The organism is Pandoraea thiooxydans, from assembly GCF_001931675.1.
GTDB classification, from domain to species: domain Bacteria; phylum Pseudomonadota; class Gammaproteobacteria; order Burkholderiales; family Burkholderiaceae; genus Pandoraea; species Pandoraea thiooxydans.
This window is the reverse complement of sequence record NZ_CP014839.1, coordinates 888140-900966: the sequence shown is the minus strand read 5'-3', so window position 1 is coordinate 900966 and position 12827 is coordinate 888140. Positions and strand designations below refer to the sequence as shown.

At 64.6% G+C, this 12827-nt stretch carries 11 protein-coding genes; 5 read left to right on the top strand and 6 right to left on the bottom strand.

The window, feature by feature from the left end:
- Window positions 1-4: 4 nt before the first annotated feature.
- The 3 genes from PATSB16_RS04075 to PATSB16_RS04065 all read right to left on the bottom strand — a co-directional run bounded on the left by PATSB16_RS04075 (window position 5) and on the right by PATSB16_RS04065 (window position 3207).
- Window positions 5-1057: an ABC transporter ATP-binding protein gene (locus PATSB16_RS04075; RefSeq protein ID WP_047212754.1), complete on the bottom strand. Its 1053-nt coding sequence runs from the start codon at window positions 1055-1057 to the stop codon at window positions 5-7.
- A gap of 2 nt (window positions 1058-1059) precedes the next feature.
- On the bottom strand, window positions 1060-1914 hold the full coding sequence (locus tag PATSB16_RS04070) for an ABC transporter permease (protein ID WP_083566855.1): 855 nt from the start codon (window positions 1912-1914) through the stop codon (window positions 1060-1062).
- Between the two features lie 237 nt (window positions 1915-2151).
- Entirely contained in the window at window positions 2152-3207 is a 1056-nt protein-coding gene (locus PATSB16_RS04065; protein ID WP_047212753.1) for a LacI family DNA-binding transcriptional regulator, read from the bottom strand.
- A 212-nt stretch (window positions 3208-3419) separates the two neighbouring features.
- Between PATSB16_RS04065 and PATSB16_RS04060 the strand changes: the two genes are divergently transcribed.
- From PATSB16_RS04060 to PATSB16_RS04040, 5 genes are all read left to right on the top strand, one after another.
- Window positions 3420-4442 (top strand): TRAP transporter substrate-binding protein, encoded by a 1023-nt coding sequence (locus tag PATSB16_RS04060; protein WP_047212752.1) that lies wholly within the window; start codon window positions 3420-3422, stop codon window positions 4440-4442.
- A 59-nt stretch (window positions 4443-4501) separates the two neighbouring features.
- A complete protein-coding gene (locus PATSB16_RS04055) occupies window positions 4502-6397 on the top strand; it encodes a TRAP transporter large permease (RefSeq protein ID WP_047212751.1) in 1896 nt (631 codons plus the stop codon).
- 86 nt (window positions 6398-6483) lie between these two features.
- Window positions 6484-7023, top strand: coding sequence for a VOC family protein (locus PATSB16_RS04050; protein ID WP_047212750.1), 540 nt, complete (start codon window positions 6484-6486; stop codon window positions 7021-7023).
- Window positions 7020-8318: a ribulose-bisphosphate carboxylase large subunit family protein gene (locus tag PATSB16_RS04045; protein WP_047212749.1), complete on the top strand. Its 1299-nt coding sequence runs from the start codon at window positions 7020-7022 to the stop codon at window positions 8316-8318. Before PATSB16_RS04050 ends, PATSB16_RS04045 begins: the two co-directional genes overlap by 4 nt.
- On the top strand, window positions 8315-9676 hold the full coding sequence (locus PATSB16_RS04040; protein ID WP_047212748.1) for a four-carbon acid sugar kinase family protein: 1362 nt from the start codon (window positions 8315-8317) through the stop codon (window positions 9674-9676). The genes PATSB16_RS04045 and PATSB16_RS04040 overlap by 4 nt, the downstream gene beginning before the upstream one ends.
- A 7-nt stretch (window positions 9677-9683) precedes the next feature.
- Here the strand turns inward: PATSB16_RS04040 and PATSB16_RS04035 are convergent, their stop codons facing one another.
- From PATSB16_RS04035 to PATSB16_RS04025, 3 genes are all read right to left on the bottom strand, one after another.
- Window positions 9684-10418, bottom strand: a complete 735-nt coding sequence (locus tag PATSB16_RS04035; RefSeq protein WP_047212747.1) for an ABC transporter ATP-binding protein — start codon at window positions 10416-10418, stop codon at window positions 9684-9686.
- Between the two features lie 69 nt (window positions 10419-10487).
- Window positions 10488-11510, bottom strand: coding sequence for a taurine ABC transporter substrate-binding protein (locus tag PATSB16_RS04030; RefSeq protein WP_047212746.1), 1023 nt, complete (start codon window positions 11508-11510; stop codon window positions 10488-10490).
- Window positions 11511-11524: 14 nt separating this feature from the next.
- The gene (locus PATSB16_RS04025) at window positions 11525-12442 is read right to left on the bottom strand and encodes an ABC transporter permease (protein WP_237170293.1); all 918 of its coding nucleotides are present in this window, start codon (window positions 12440-12442) and stop codon (window positions 11525-11527) included.
- Window positions 12443-12827: the final 385 nt, after the last annotated feature.

The window sequence follows — 12827 nt, the reverse complement described above, 5'->3', positions numbered from 1 at the left end:
CCTTTCAGTGGAAGAAAACGCAATCGCTTGCCGCAAAGCCCGCAAAGGCCTTGGCGCCAGCAGCGATCGATTGATGCGGCGTACTGCCGTTGTTTTGCACGTGGCAGATCAAGGTGTCGCCACGCTCCGTTTGCGCATGCACTTCGACCGTGGCGCCCTTGTAGACCGCCGAGGATACGGTCACCGGCAGGCAGTTGCCCAATGCCAGCGGCGTATCGGCCAGCGCCACGCGCTCGGGACGCAAACCCACCACGCGAATGGCCTGATCGGTACTCGCCACGCTCAACGGCGTGCCGCGCTCGGTGACGAACGCCCCACCCTCGTGCAGGCGTCCCTCGAGGAAATTCATCTGCCCCAGAAAATCGGCAACGAAGCGATTGGCCGGACGCTCATACAGTTCGGCCGATGTGCCGATCTGCTGGACCCGCCCGTCGTGCATCACCGCCAGCCGGTCGGCGATGGTCAGCGCTTCTTCCTGGTCGTGCGTGACGAAAATCGTCGTGAGCCCGAGGCGTTGCTGCAGGGCGCGAATCTCCTCGCGCACCTCGACACGCAGCTTGGCGTCGAGATTCGACAGGGGCTCGTCGAGCAAAAATACTTCGGGCTGCACGGCAAGCGCGCGGGCGATCGCCACGCGCTGCTGCTGGCCGCCCGACAATTGGCGCGGATAGCGCTCGCTCAACGCATGCAGTCGCACCATCTCGAGCGCCTGCTTGATGCGCGCGGCGCGCTCGGCCGCCGGGAACTTGCGCATTTCCAGGCCAAACGCGACGTTCTGCGCCACCGTCATATGCGGAAACAGCGCGTAGCGCTGAAACACCATGCCGGTGTTGCGCCGATTGGGCGCCAATTGCGTGACGTCCTTGCCGCCGATATGAACCGTGCCCGAGGTCGGCGCGACGAACCCGGCCACCATGCGCAGCGTGGTGGTCTTGCCGCAGCCGCTGGGGCCCAGGAACGCCACCATTTCGCCATCCGTAATGTCCAGCGAGAAGTCCGACACCGCCAGCGCGGTGCCGTATTGTTTGCGAAGATTGCGCAGCGATACCTGTGCCATGGTCATACCACCTGACTAAGTTTGACGAACCGGTCGGTGACCAGCATGACGATGCCCAGCAACACGATTTGCACCGCGGAGACAGCGGCAATGGTTGGATCGAGATTGAACTCGAGGTACTGCATGATGGCGATCGGCAATGTCGTGTGCCCCGGCCCCACCAGCGGCAGCGTCACCTCGAGGTTTTCGAACGAGATAATGAAACTGAACAGCCCGGAGGCAACGATCGCCGGGCGCAGCATCGGCAATGTCACGCGCCAGAACGTCTGCAGACCGCTCGCGCCGAGGTTGCGCGCGGCCTCCTCGACCGTGCTGTCGAGCCCGCCGATACTGGCCGAGACCAGCCGCATGGTCCATGGAATGGTCAGGCACACGTGCGCGGCGATCAGCCCGCCGAAGGTGCCGACGATATCCATGTTCAGCAGATTTTCTGCGCGCAGATAGAACAGGTAGATTGCGATGCCCGCCACGATGCCCGGCACGATCAGCGGCGACATCAGCACACCGTTGCACAGCGACGCGCCGCGAAACGTGTGGCGGGCGATGCCCAGCGCGGCGGCGATGCCCAGCGTCACGCTGAGCACGGCCGCCACCGCGGCAACCTTGAGACTCAGGATGAAGCCGCCGAGAAACGCCTGGTTTTGCCAGGCCTGCACGTACCAGTGCAGCGTGTAGCCGGAGGGAGGAAAGGTCGGAATCGCGTCGGAGAAGAAACTCAGCCACAGCACGAAGATGATCGGGCTGAGCATGAATAAAAAGATCAGCCCCACGAACACACGGGTGCCAAACCGGCGCCAGCCTATCGGCCGTCGGCGCAACGGTGGAGTTTGATCTTCGGCCTGCAGTTCGGAAACCATCGTCACCACACGACACCTCGTCGGTACGGCGCTACCCGGTGCGGCGCGTGGCACGTCCGGGGCCGATCTATTCATTTGTGAATAGAGTGGAAAATTTCAATTCATCCTATCATTGCAACCAAGTAGCACCATAGGGAGAAACACTAACGTGCTTGATGGTGCGCGGGCGAGCGTGATGAAGACGCGGACGGCAGAGGTGGGCCATGCACCGAAATGGCGCATGGTTCGGGCTCCGAATTACGGCAGGTTCTCGCGCAGCACGATGCTGAACTGGATCGGCTTGACGCCGTCGAGCGGGCTGCGCTGGTCGCGCACATTGCGGAAAATCTTCAGACAGTTGGCAACCATCGATTGCGGCGTCTGCGTGATAAGCGCATCCATGGTGCCGTCGATCAGCAGTGCGCGCGTATCCGGCGTCAGGCCGTGGCCGATGAAAAGAATTTTCTGGTCGGCCTTGGCCTCCACGATGGCGCGTGCCACGCCGTCGGACCCACCCCCGCTGTTGTAGATCCCCGCGAGATCCGGATGCTGCTCGAGCAGTTTGCGGGTCTGCATGTAATTGCGCTCGCTGTCGTCCTGCCCCTCGCGCAGACCGATCACCCGCAACTGCGGGAAGGTCGATTCGATCAGATGCAGGAAGCCGATTTCTCGCTCCTCGTGCCCGCGGTAGTTCAGGCTGCCGGCCAGCATGGCGATCTTGCCGCTCGGGCGCGGGCCCATGAAGCGGCCCAGCAGCAGCCCGGCCGTGCGCCCGGCCGCGCGGTTGTCGATGCCGACATAGGCCAGCCGCCTCGCATTCGACAAATCGGAGATCAGTGTGATGGCCGGCACGCCCTGGTCGGCCAGCGTGTTCACGGCGTCGCGCACCACCGGATGTTCGAGCGCCATGAACACCACGCCGTCCGAGCGTTGGCCGTAATGCAGCAACCGCGCCGCCAACTCATTCGGATTGAAGCTCTCGACGTAGTGCGTGCGGCATTTCATGTCGAGCGCGGCCCACTGGTCCTGCGCAAAATCGATGTAGTCGCCCAGCATGCGCAAATAGCGGTTGGTGCCTGCCGGCAACAAAAACGCGATGCGCAACGGCCGCGCGCTCGGTGGGCTCAGGGGCGCTTGCGCCGGCAGGTAGCCAAGTTGGGCAGCCACTTGCATGACGCGTTGAGCGGTCTGGGCACGCACCCCGCCGCGACCGTTGAGCACCCGATCGACCGTGGCAGTCGACACGCCGGCGCTTTGGGCAATGTCGGGGATACGCGCGCGCGCCACCGCCAGGCGGGGCAGGACATCCGTCATTTTTCAAATCCTCGAAAGCATCGATAAATCGAAGATTACATCAAAAACAATCATTTTTGTGGTTTGACACGCCCCGCTCACCCACCTAGTCTTGCTGCTATCGACTGAACACAAAGCCCCATTTCTTAATCGGCAGTCCTGGCTTGTGTTGCCGATGAAATGATGTTTTTTGATTGTTTTTGAATCACAAACAATAACCTGGAGACAGACGAATGACCAATCTCAAGCGGCGCGCACTCATGCGTGCCACAGCCGCCGCGCCGCTGGCCGGCGCCTTGGCCTTCCCCGCCATCGCGCGCGCCGCCGCGCCGCAGCATGTGTTCAAGTACGGCAATAACCTGCCGCTGACACATCCGCTGAACGTGCGCGCCCAGGAAGCCGCCAATCAGATTCATGAGGCGTCCAAGGGGCGCATGCAGATCCAGATCTTCCCCAACAATCAATTGGGCGGCGACACCGACATGCTGGCCCAGGTGCGCAGCGGCGGCATCCAGATGTTCACACCGTCGGGCCTGGTCGTCTCGACCCTGGTGCCGGTCGCGGCCATCAACGCGGTGGGCTTCGCTTTCGCCGACTATCACCAGGTGTGGGCCGCCATGGACGGCAAGCTCGGCGCCAACGTGCGCGCGGCCATGGCCAAGGCTGGCCTGGCCTCATTCGCGCGCATGTGGGACAACGGATTCCGGCAAACCACCACCGGCACGGTGCCGATCGACAGCGCGGCGAACATGCGCGGCCTGAAAATCCGCGTGCCGGTGAGTCCGCTCAGTATCGATATGTTCAAAGGCCTGGGCGCATCGCCGACCAGCCTGGAATTCAGCGAGGTTTATTCGTCGTTGCAGACCCATATCGTCGACGCCCAGGAAAATCCGCTGTCGATCGTCGAAGTGGCCAAGCTGTACGAGGTGCAGAAATATTGCTCGCTGACCAATCACATCTGGGACGGCTTTTGGTTCGTGCTCAACCAGCGCGCCTGGCAAGGCTTGCCCAAGGATCTCCAGCAGATCACCGAGGACGCGTTCAATGAGGCTGCGCTCAAGCAGCGGGCCGACGTGCTCAAGCTCAACGACGACGCGGTCACCTACCTGCGCGGCAAGGGGCTGAAGATCAACCACCCGGCGCCCGACAGCTTTCGCGCAACGCTGCGCCAATCGGGCTTTTACGCCAAATGGAAAGCCCGCTTCGGTGAGCAGGCGTGGGCCTCGTTGGAGCAATACACCGGCAAGCTGGCATAAGACCGCGCTGCCAATGCGCCCGCGCCGGCAGCGGCGCCGGGCTCTCTGGAGACACTCGTATGGTTGAGCCGATATCGGCATCGGCGCCGGTTGCCGCCGAGCGCGCCGAACCGCGCGCTGCGCCTGCAGCACGCCGCTGGTCGCAGGCGCTGGATCGCGCCCTGATGACGGCGGTGGAAATTTGCGCCGCCGTCCTGTTGCTGGTCGAAATCTGCGTACTGCTGGCAGGCGTGATCTGCCGGTACGTTTTGCATGCGCCGCTGGTCTGGTCGGACGAATTGGCCGGCATGCTGTTTCTGTGGCTGTCGATGCTCGGCGCGGTACTGGCATTGCGCCGCGGCGAGCATATGCGCATGACCGCGTGCGTGGCGCGCCTGAGCCCGTCGCGCCGCGCGTTCGTCGATACGCTGGCGAACTCGGCCTCGATCGCCATGCTGGGCCTGATCATGACGCCGGCTTACCGCTACGCGCTCGATCAGGTTCCGATCCTCACGCCGGCCATGGAAATCAGCGATGGCTGGCGGGCGCTGGCACTGCCGGTCGGTACCGGATTGATGCTCGTGGTGGGTCTGGTTCGTCTGGCGCAGGTCGGCCGCCGGCGCGATATCGCCATCGCGCTGGCGATCGCCGTCGCGCTGGGCGCGCTTGCCGTGCTCGCCGCGCCGTGGTTCCAGACGCTGGGCAAAGCCAACCTGCTGATTTTCTTCGTCGGGGTAGTCGCCATCGGCATCTTCTCGGGCGTGCCGATCGGCTTTTCCTTCGCACTGGCGACCTTCGGCTACTTGTCGTTGACGACCGCCACGCCGCTCGAGGTGATGGTCGGGCGCATGGACGAAGGCATGTCCAATCTCATTTTGCTGGCCGTGCCGCTGTTCGTTTTTCTCGGTCTGCTCATCGAGATGACCGGCATGGCACGCGCGATGATCGCGTTTCTCGCCAGCCTGGTCGGCCACGTGCGTGGCGGACTGTCGTACGTGCTGGTCGGCGCGATGTACCTGGTCTCCGGCATTTCGGGTTCCAAAGTGGCTGATATGGCGGCCATTGCACCGGTGCTGTTTCCCGAGATGAAAAAGCGCGGTGCCGACGAGGGCGACCTGATTGCATTGCTGGCGACCGCCGGCGCACAAAGCGAGACCATTCCGCCCAGCATCGTGCTGATCACGATCGGGTCGGTCACCGGCGTATCGATTTCCGCGCTGTTTACCGCGGGCCTGCTGCCAGGCGCCCTGCTCGCCGTGCTGCTGTGCGCGGTGGTGGCGTGGCGCTACCGCAAGGAAGATCTGAGCGGCGCACGGCGCACCAGCCGGCGCGAGATCGTCCGCCTCATGCTGAGCGCGCTGCCCGCGCTCATTTTGCCGGTGGTGATCCGCACTGCCGTGGTCGAGGGTATCGCCACGGCCACCGAGGTCTCGACCATCGGCATCGTCTACGCCGCCGCGGTCGGGGTCCTGGTGTACCGTCAATTTGCCTGGCGGCGGCTTGGCCGCATGCTGGTGAGCGCGGCCACCCTGTCGGGCGCGATCATCTTCATTATCGGCTGCGCCACCGCCATGGCGTGGGCGCTTACGCAATCGGGCTTTTCGCAGGACCTCGCCGCGCTGATGGCGAAGATGCCCGGGCACTCGTACGGTTTCCTGGCGATCTCGATCGTGGTTTTCATCCTGCTGGGCAGCGTGCTCGAGGGCATTCCCGCCATTGTGCTGTTCGGGCCGCTCCTTTTTCCGATCGCACGCGCGGCCGGCATCAACGAAGTTCACTACGCCATCGTCGTGGTGCTGGCCATGGGCGTGGGCCTGTTCTCGCCGCCGTTCGGGGTCGGCTATTACTCGGCCTGCGCCATCAGCAAGGTCGACCCCGACGCCGGCATTCGTCCGATCGTCGGGTACATGGGCGCGCTGCTGGCCGGGTTGATTCTGGTGGCCGCGATTCCGTGGCTGTCGGTCGGTTTTCTATAGCGTCGAACAATGGGTCGCCCCGTATGCAAGACGGGTGTCGCTGGCGGTGCGGCTCGATTTTCAATTGGCAGTATCGGGAGATTTTCATGAGTCGTTTTTTTGGCGAAATTCGCCAGGCCGGTTACGTCGTGCACGACATCGAAGCGGCAATGGATCACTGGAGCCGCGTGCTCGGCGTGGGCCCGTGGTTCTACAACGAGCGGGTGCCGGTCGAGCATTACCGTTATCGCGGCCAGTCGTACGAGATTCACAACTCGGTCGCGCTGGCGAATTCCGGAGCACTGCAGGTCGAGCTGATTCAGACGCGCAATGACGCGCCGTCGATGTACCGCGATTTTCTCGCCGCCGGACACACGGGCTTGCAGCACAACGCTTACTGGACGACAAATTTCGATGCCGATCTGGCGCGGCTCGAACGACACGGCTTTCGGGTCGCGATGAGCGGCGAAGTGGGCCAGAACGGGCGCTTCGTTTATTTCGACACCGAGGCGCATCCGGGCACGGTCATCGAATTGTCGGAAGTCGCCGGCCCCAAGGGAAAAATGTTCGACTTGATCCGCGCGGCCTCGCTCGATTGGGACGGTCGCGATCCGGTACGCCCCTTTCCGGACCTGAATACGCTATGAGTTCATCCGCCATCGCAGCGCTGCAGCGCGACAACTTCCTGCAGGCCGATTACCTGATCGAGACGCCGCTGGATCCGGCCCGCGTGGCCGAGGTGATGGCCGGCGAGCAATCGAGCGGCACCTTCGTGCGGGTGGCGCACGAGACGGACGAGCTGCGCGCGCGCAGTCGCGCCGTGGTCGAGCGTGTCGATGAAATCGAGCCGCTGCCGCAGCCGAGCCTGCCCAACGCCTGGCTGGCGCGTCAGCGCATTGCCGGACCGTGGCGCCGCGCGCGCCTGACGCTGTCTTTCCCGCTGGCCAATATCGACGCCAATCTGCCGACGCTGGCCGCAACCGTGGCAGGCAACCTCTACGATCTGGGCGAGGTCACCGGCATGCGGCTCGAGTCGTTGCGCCTGCCCACGGCCTATCGCGCCCGTTTCGACCTGCCGCGCCACGGGGTAGCCGGCACGCGGCGCCTGAGCGGCGTCGCCTCCGGTCCGTTGATCGGCACCATCATCAAGCCGAACGTGGGCCTGAGCGCGGACGAAACCGCCGCCCTGGTGCGCGATCTGTGCGAGGCCGGTGTCGATTTCATCAAGGATGACGAAGTGTGCGCCAACCCGGTCCACGCGCCGCTGGCCGAGCGCGTTCGCGCGGTCATGAAGGTGGTGCGGGATTATCGCGAGCGCACCGGCCGGCCGGTGATGGTGGCCTTCAACATTAGCGACGAGATCGACGCGATGCGCCGGCATGCGGAACTGGTCGAGCGCGAGGGCGGCACCTGCGTGATGGCCAGCATCAATTGGTGCGGCACCTCGGCGATCCAGGCGTTGCGCCGCGCAACGCCGCTGGTGCTGCATGCGCATCGCAACGGTTTTGGCATGATGTCGCGCGACCCGGCGCTGGGCATCGGCTTCCAGGCCTACCAGACGCTCTGGCGCCTGGCCGGAGTCGATCACATGCATGTGCACGGCTTGTCGGGCAAGTTCGCGCAAAGCGACGACGAAGTCGTCGCATCGGCGCGCGAGTGCGCCACGCCGCTGGCGCCCGGCATCGACGACACGGTGCTGCCGGCGTTTTCCTCGGGACAATGGGCAGGCACCGTGCCTGCAACCTTCGCGGCGGTGCGTAGCGCCGACCTGCTGTTCATGGCCGGTGGCGGCATTCTCGCGCACCCGCTCGGGCCGGCGGCAGGCGTGACGAGCATTCGCCAGGCATGGGATGCCGCACAGGCGGGCGTGCCGCTTGCCGAGCGCGCGCGCACGGCTGCCGAGTTGCGGCATGCGCTGGATTTTTTTGGATCGCGCGAATGAACGGGCCGGCGGCAGCGTTTTATGGCTTCTACGGCGACGACTTCACCGGCGCGACCGACACGCTTGCCCATCTGGCGCGCGCCGGCCTGCGCACCATGCTGTTCCTGCGCGCTCCGGACGATGTCCAGCTGGCGCTGGCGGGCGAACTCGACGCGATCGGCATCGCCGGCGCGGCCCGCGCCATGCCTGCCGCGCGCATGGCGCAGGAACTGCGCGAGGTGGGCGCACGCATGGCGTCGCTCGGCGTGCGGCTGATGCATTACAAGGTCTGCTCCACTTTCGATAGCGCGCCGCACATCGGCAATATCTGCGTGGCGCTGGATACCCTGCGTGGCTATTTCCCGCATCCGCTGGCGGCCATCGTCGGCGGCCAGCCGGGGCTGCAGCGCTATTGCGTGTTCGGCCATCTGTTTGCCGCGGGCGGTGCCGAGCCCGGCGGCTTGCCGGCGATTCATCGCCTCGATCGACACCCGACGATGAGCAGCCATCCGGTCAGCCCGATGCGCGAGTCGGATTTGCGCCTGCATCTTAGGCAGCAGGGTCTGGAAAACATCGGCCTGGTCGACTGGCGCTGGCGCGACGCGGGTGCGTCAGCCCTGGCGAGCTCGCTGGCCACGGTGCTGGCAGGACGACCCCGGGCGGTGCTGTTCGATGTGCTCGACGATGCCCAGCTGCCCGAGCTCGGCCGCCTGCTGATCGACCAGGCGACGCGCCAGCCGCTGTGCGCGATCGGTCCGAGCAGCGTTGCGCAAGCCTACGCGCTGGCGCGAGCTGGCGCCGCGCCGCCGGCGCATTCGAGCGGCACGCGTATCGCGCCGGCCCGCTCACCCGTATTGGTGCTGGCGGGCAGTCTTTCGCCGATGACTGCCGCGCAAATCGAGGCCGCGCACTCGTTCACACGTATCGAGTTGGCGCCGGCTCGGCTCACCGACGCCGGCGCGTCGGACTATCTCGACAGGCAAGCCGCATCGGTGATCGCGGCACTGCGCGAAGGTCGGCACGCACTGGCCTATACACACCGCGCCAGCGAGGCCGGCGGGCCGCCGCCGGGCGCGGTGGCGCAAGCTTGCGCCGCACTGTTGCGGCGCGTTGTCACGGCAGTGCGTGTCGAGCGCATCGGCGTGGCCGGCGGCGACACCTCCAGCTTCGCGATGCAGGCGCTCGATGCCTGGGGATTGTCGTTCCAGGCAAGCTTGCCCGGCAATGTCGCGTTATGCCGATTGCATGCCGGCGAGGCCCGGCTAGACGCCGTCGAGGTCGCCCTCAAGGGCGGGCAAATGGGCGAGATCGGCCTGTTCGAGCAATTGGTGCATGGCGCCCCCGGAGCGAACTCCGACGCCAGCCGGCGCGCGGGCTAGCGCCCCGTCAAACCGACAGAATGGCCATGGCCTGCCGCTTGAGATCGAGAAACGCCGGCTCCAGCATCATCTCCCAGTGGCGCGGGCGAGCCAGCGGAATCTCGCTGGTCAGGGCAATTCGTCCAGGGCGGGTGCTCATGACCACGAGCCGGCTGCCGAGCAGAATGGCCTCGTCGATGTCGTGCGTGATGAACACGACAGTCGCATGGATGCGCTCCCACAGATCGAGCAGGAATTGCTGCATGGTCCGGCGCGTTTGCGCGTCGAGCGCGCCGAACGGCTCGTCCATCAGCAGTACGCGAGGCTGCATCACCAGCGCGCGCGCGATCGCCACGCGCTGCTGCATGCCGCCGGAGAGCTCGTAGGGCTTGTGCTTCTCGAAGCCCTTGAGGCCAATGATGTCGATCAGTTCATCGACCAGCTTCCAGTCGATCTGACCCGCATCCCGCATGCGCAGGCCGAAGGCAATATTGTCGCGCAGGCTCAGCCACGGATACAGGCCGGGCTGCTGGAACACCACTACCCGATCGGGGCCCGGCTTCATGATCGGCCGGCCATCGAGCGTCAGGCGGCCGGCACTCGTGGGTGTCAGGCCGGCCAGCATGTTCAGCAAGGTCGACTTGCCGCAGCCCGAGGCGCCGAGAATCGTCACGAAGGTGCCGTCCTCGATCGTCAGGGAGATTTTGTCCAGCGCACGGGTCGCGCCGAAATTCTTGGAGACCTGGTCGATGACAATTGGCATACCCAACCTTTGCTAGCAATGCGAGCCAGAGGCCGCCGTCGGCGCGTGCGCGGCGGCCCGGTGAACCGGTTACTTCGACTTGACTGCCTCGGCCGCGTAACTGGAATCGACCGCCGAGGCGAAATTACTCGGCATTTCCGTGATCCGGCCGATCTTCTTCAAGACCTTGGCGGTGTTCTCCAGCGTCTTGGTGGTCGCCGACGTGGCGACGCCGGCACCGGAACCGAGTACCTTGGGCGTGAGCTGATCCTGCGCGGAATAAATGTCGTAGCCAGCCAGTTCGGCCTTGGCCACCGGCAGGGTCACGCCGGATTGCTTGGCCATGATGGCAAGCGCCTTGTCCGGATGCTCCTTGGTGTAGGTGACACCCTGATCCATCGCGCGCACGAAAGCGGCGACGATCTTCGGGTTTTGCTTGGCCCATTGGGTGTTGACGATGCAGATGTTGTAGGAGGACGCGTCCTGCGGCAAGTCGCCGTCGGATTTCAGGACATGCCCGCCCAGTCCCTGCAACGCGTCGAACACCGGATCCCAGACAATCGCCGCATCGATGCTGCCGGTGCTCCAGGCCACGTGCATTTCAGGCGGCGACATATTGAGCTGGCGCACCGAGTCCATCGGCACGTGAGCTTGATCGAGGAACGTCGCGAGCTCGAACGAGGCTTGCGAGCCAACCACGATGGCGATCGTCTTGCCCTTCAGGTCGGCCACCGAATTGATCCCCTTGCCCGGGCGCACGACGATGCCGGCGTCCGTCGTGTAGCGCTCCTGGTTGAACACGATGGCAAACGGCAAGCCTTGAGAGATGCCGGTGACATACGGCGGGATGCCCAGACCGCACATGAACTGCAGGCTGTTGGAGGCCAGTGCGCTCATCGCCGCCGGGCCCGAATCGAAGAATTTGAGACTGACGTGACCGGGAATGTTTTTCTGGAACAACCCCAGGCCCTGCGTCACCATATACGGGTCGGCGCCATTGTTTTCGTAGCCGATGACCACATCCGGCGTCTGCGCCAGCACGGGCGCGGCCATCGCCAGGCCAAGCAGCGATGAGAGCAGGCAAACCCCAACGTATTGACCGATCTTTTTCACAGCAACCTCCGTTGTTATGTATGACCGCGCCACGGAACGGCACGGCTCTCGACCACGCGAATAAGAAGTTCCATGCAATAACCAAGGATGCCAATCACAATGATGCCAACGATGACGATGGCCACCTGCAACGCCTGCCCCGCGTACTGAACGAGCCAGCCGAGGCCTTGATCGGCCGCGATCAGTTCCGCGGCCACCAGGCAGGTCCATGCCACACCGATGCCCACGCGCATGGCCGTGAAAATCTCCGGCAATACCGACGGCAAAATGACGTAGCGGAAAATTTGCGCCTCCGAGGCGCCGAGGGTGCGCGCCACCGACAGCCTGAGTGCCGGCGTGCCTTTGACGCCAGAGATGGTGCCGATGATGATGACCGGCACGGTGCCCACCAGGATCAGCAGTATTTTCGGCAACTCGCCAATGCCGAACCACACCACCAGCAACGGGATGTAGGCCAGCGGCGGCACCGGGCGGACGAACTGCAGGAACGGATCGATGACGCGGAAGATCAGCGGATTGCGCGCCATGCCCAGGCCGATCGGCACGCCGAGCAGCACCGCGCCGAGAAAGCCGATGCCGATGCGCACGACGCTGATCCACATGTCTTCGAACAGCGAGCGCCCGCCATAGCCTTGCGAGAGAAGCAGCACCAGCGCGCGCCACACAGCCGTCGGCGACGGCAAGGCAATCGGGGGAAACACATGGAGAATCGAGACGATTTGCCAAACCGCGACGGCGCAGATCAACGCGATGATGGTGGCCAGCCGATGCACATGGCCGCCCACCCGGGCCCCCATGGAGCCGCGGCGGACGTCCTCCGCCTGCGCAGCGTCCTCGGCGGGGGTATCGGAGGAAACGCCGCCGCCACCGCTCGCGGAGTTCTCCGCCGCAGCGGGGGCCTGCCTGTCAGGAATATCCGGCGTCACGGGCATGCGAGACTCCTTTTCGTCTCGACTCGGCGCTCGAACCACGTCGTCGGCCAAACGATCGGGGACGTTGTGGCTGGTGTCTCCGCATCGACCGCCTCACCGGGCGACGATCCGGTGAGGTAATTGCAGTATGTGCACGCAACAATGCGCGCGATAGTGCCAGTTCCGCCGAACCGCTTGGTCCAACCACGCGTTGGCCCGATCGAGCTGGCCCAGCGAGATGGCAAAACGCTTTTTAGGATTTCATACATATATATGAAATCCTATGATTTACGTTCCAAATTGCATCGGGGTTAACCCGGCGCGCACAGCGCCGACGGCGCGCCACAAAAAACAGCGCCGGCCGGCCCGCGTGAGACACGCGAGTCCGGCCGGCGCTGGTCACACC

What these genes read in the sequence shown, in the direction of transcription:
- PATSB16_RS04075 (WP_047212754.1), bottom strand. Translation starts at nt 1,057, where the DNA reads ATGGCACAGGTATCGCTGCGCAATCTTCGCAAACAATACGGCACCGCG.
- PATSB16_RS04070 (WP_083566855.1), bottom strand. Translation starts at nt 1,914, where the DNA reads ATGGTTTCCGAACTGCAGGCCGAAGATCAAACTCCACCGTTGCGCCGA.
- PATSB16_RS04065 (WP_047212753.1), bottom strand. Translation starts at nt 3,207, where the DNA reads ATGACGGATGTCCTGCCCCGCCTGGCGGTGGCGCGCGCGCGTATCCCC.
- PATSB16_RS04060 (WP_047212752.1), top strand. Translation starts at nt 3,420, where the DNA reads ATGACCAATCTCAAGCGGCGCGCACTCATGCGTGCCACAGCCGCCGCG.
- PATSB16_RS04055 (WP_047212751.1), top strand. Translation starts at nt 4,502, where the DNA reads ATGGTTGAGCCGATATCGGCATCGGCGCCGGTTGCCGCCGAGCGCGCC.
- PATSB16_RS04050 (WP_047212750.1), top strand. Translation starts at nt 6,484, where the DNA reads ATGAGTCGTTTTTTTGGCGAAATTCGCCAGGCCGGTTACGTCGTGCAC.
- PATSB16_RS04045 (WP_047212749.1), top strand. Translation starts at nt 7,020, where the DNA reads ATGAGTTCATCCGCCATCGCAGCGCTGCAGCGCGACAACTTCCTGCAG.
- PATSB16_RS04040 (WP_047212748.1), top strand. Translation starts at nt 8,315, where the DNA reads ATGAACGGGCCGGCGGCAGCGTTTTATGGCTTCTACGGCGACGACTTC.
- PATSB16_RS04035 (WP_047212747.1), bottom strand. Translation starts at nt 10,418, where the DNA reads ATGCCAATTGTCATCGACCAGGTCTCCAAGAATTTCGGCGCGACCCGT.
- PATSB16_RS04025 (WP_237170293.1), bottom strand. Translation starts at nt 12,442, where the DNA reads ATGCCCGTGACGCCGGATATTCCTGACAGGCAGGCCCCCGCTGCGGCG.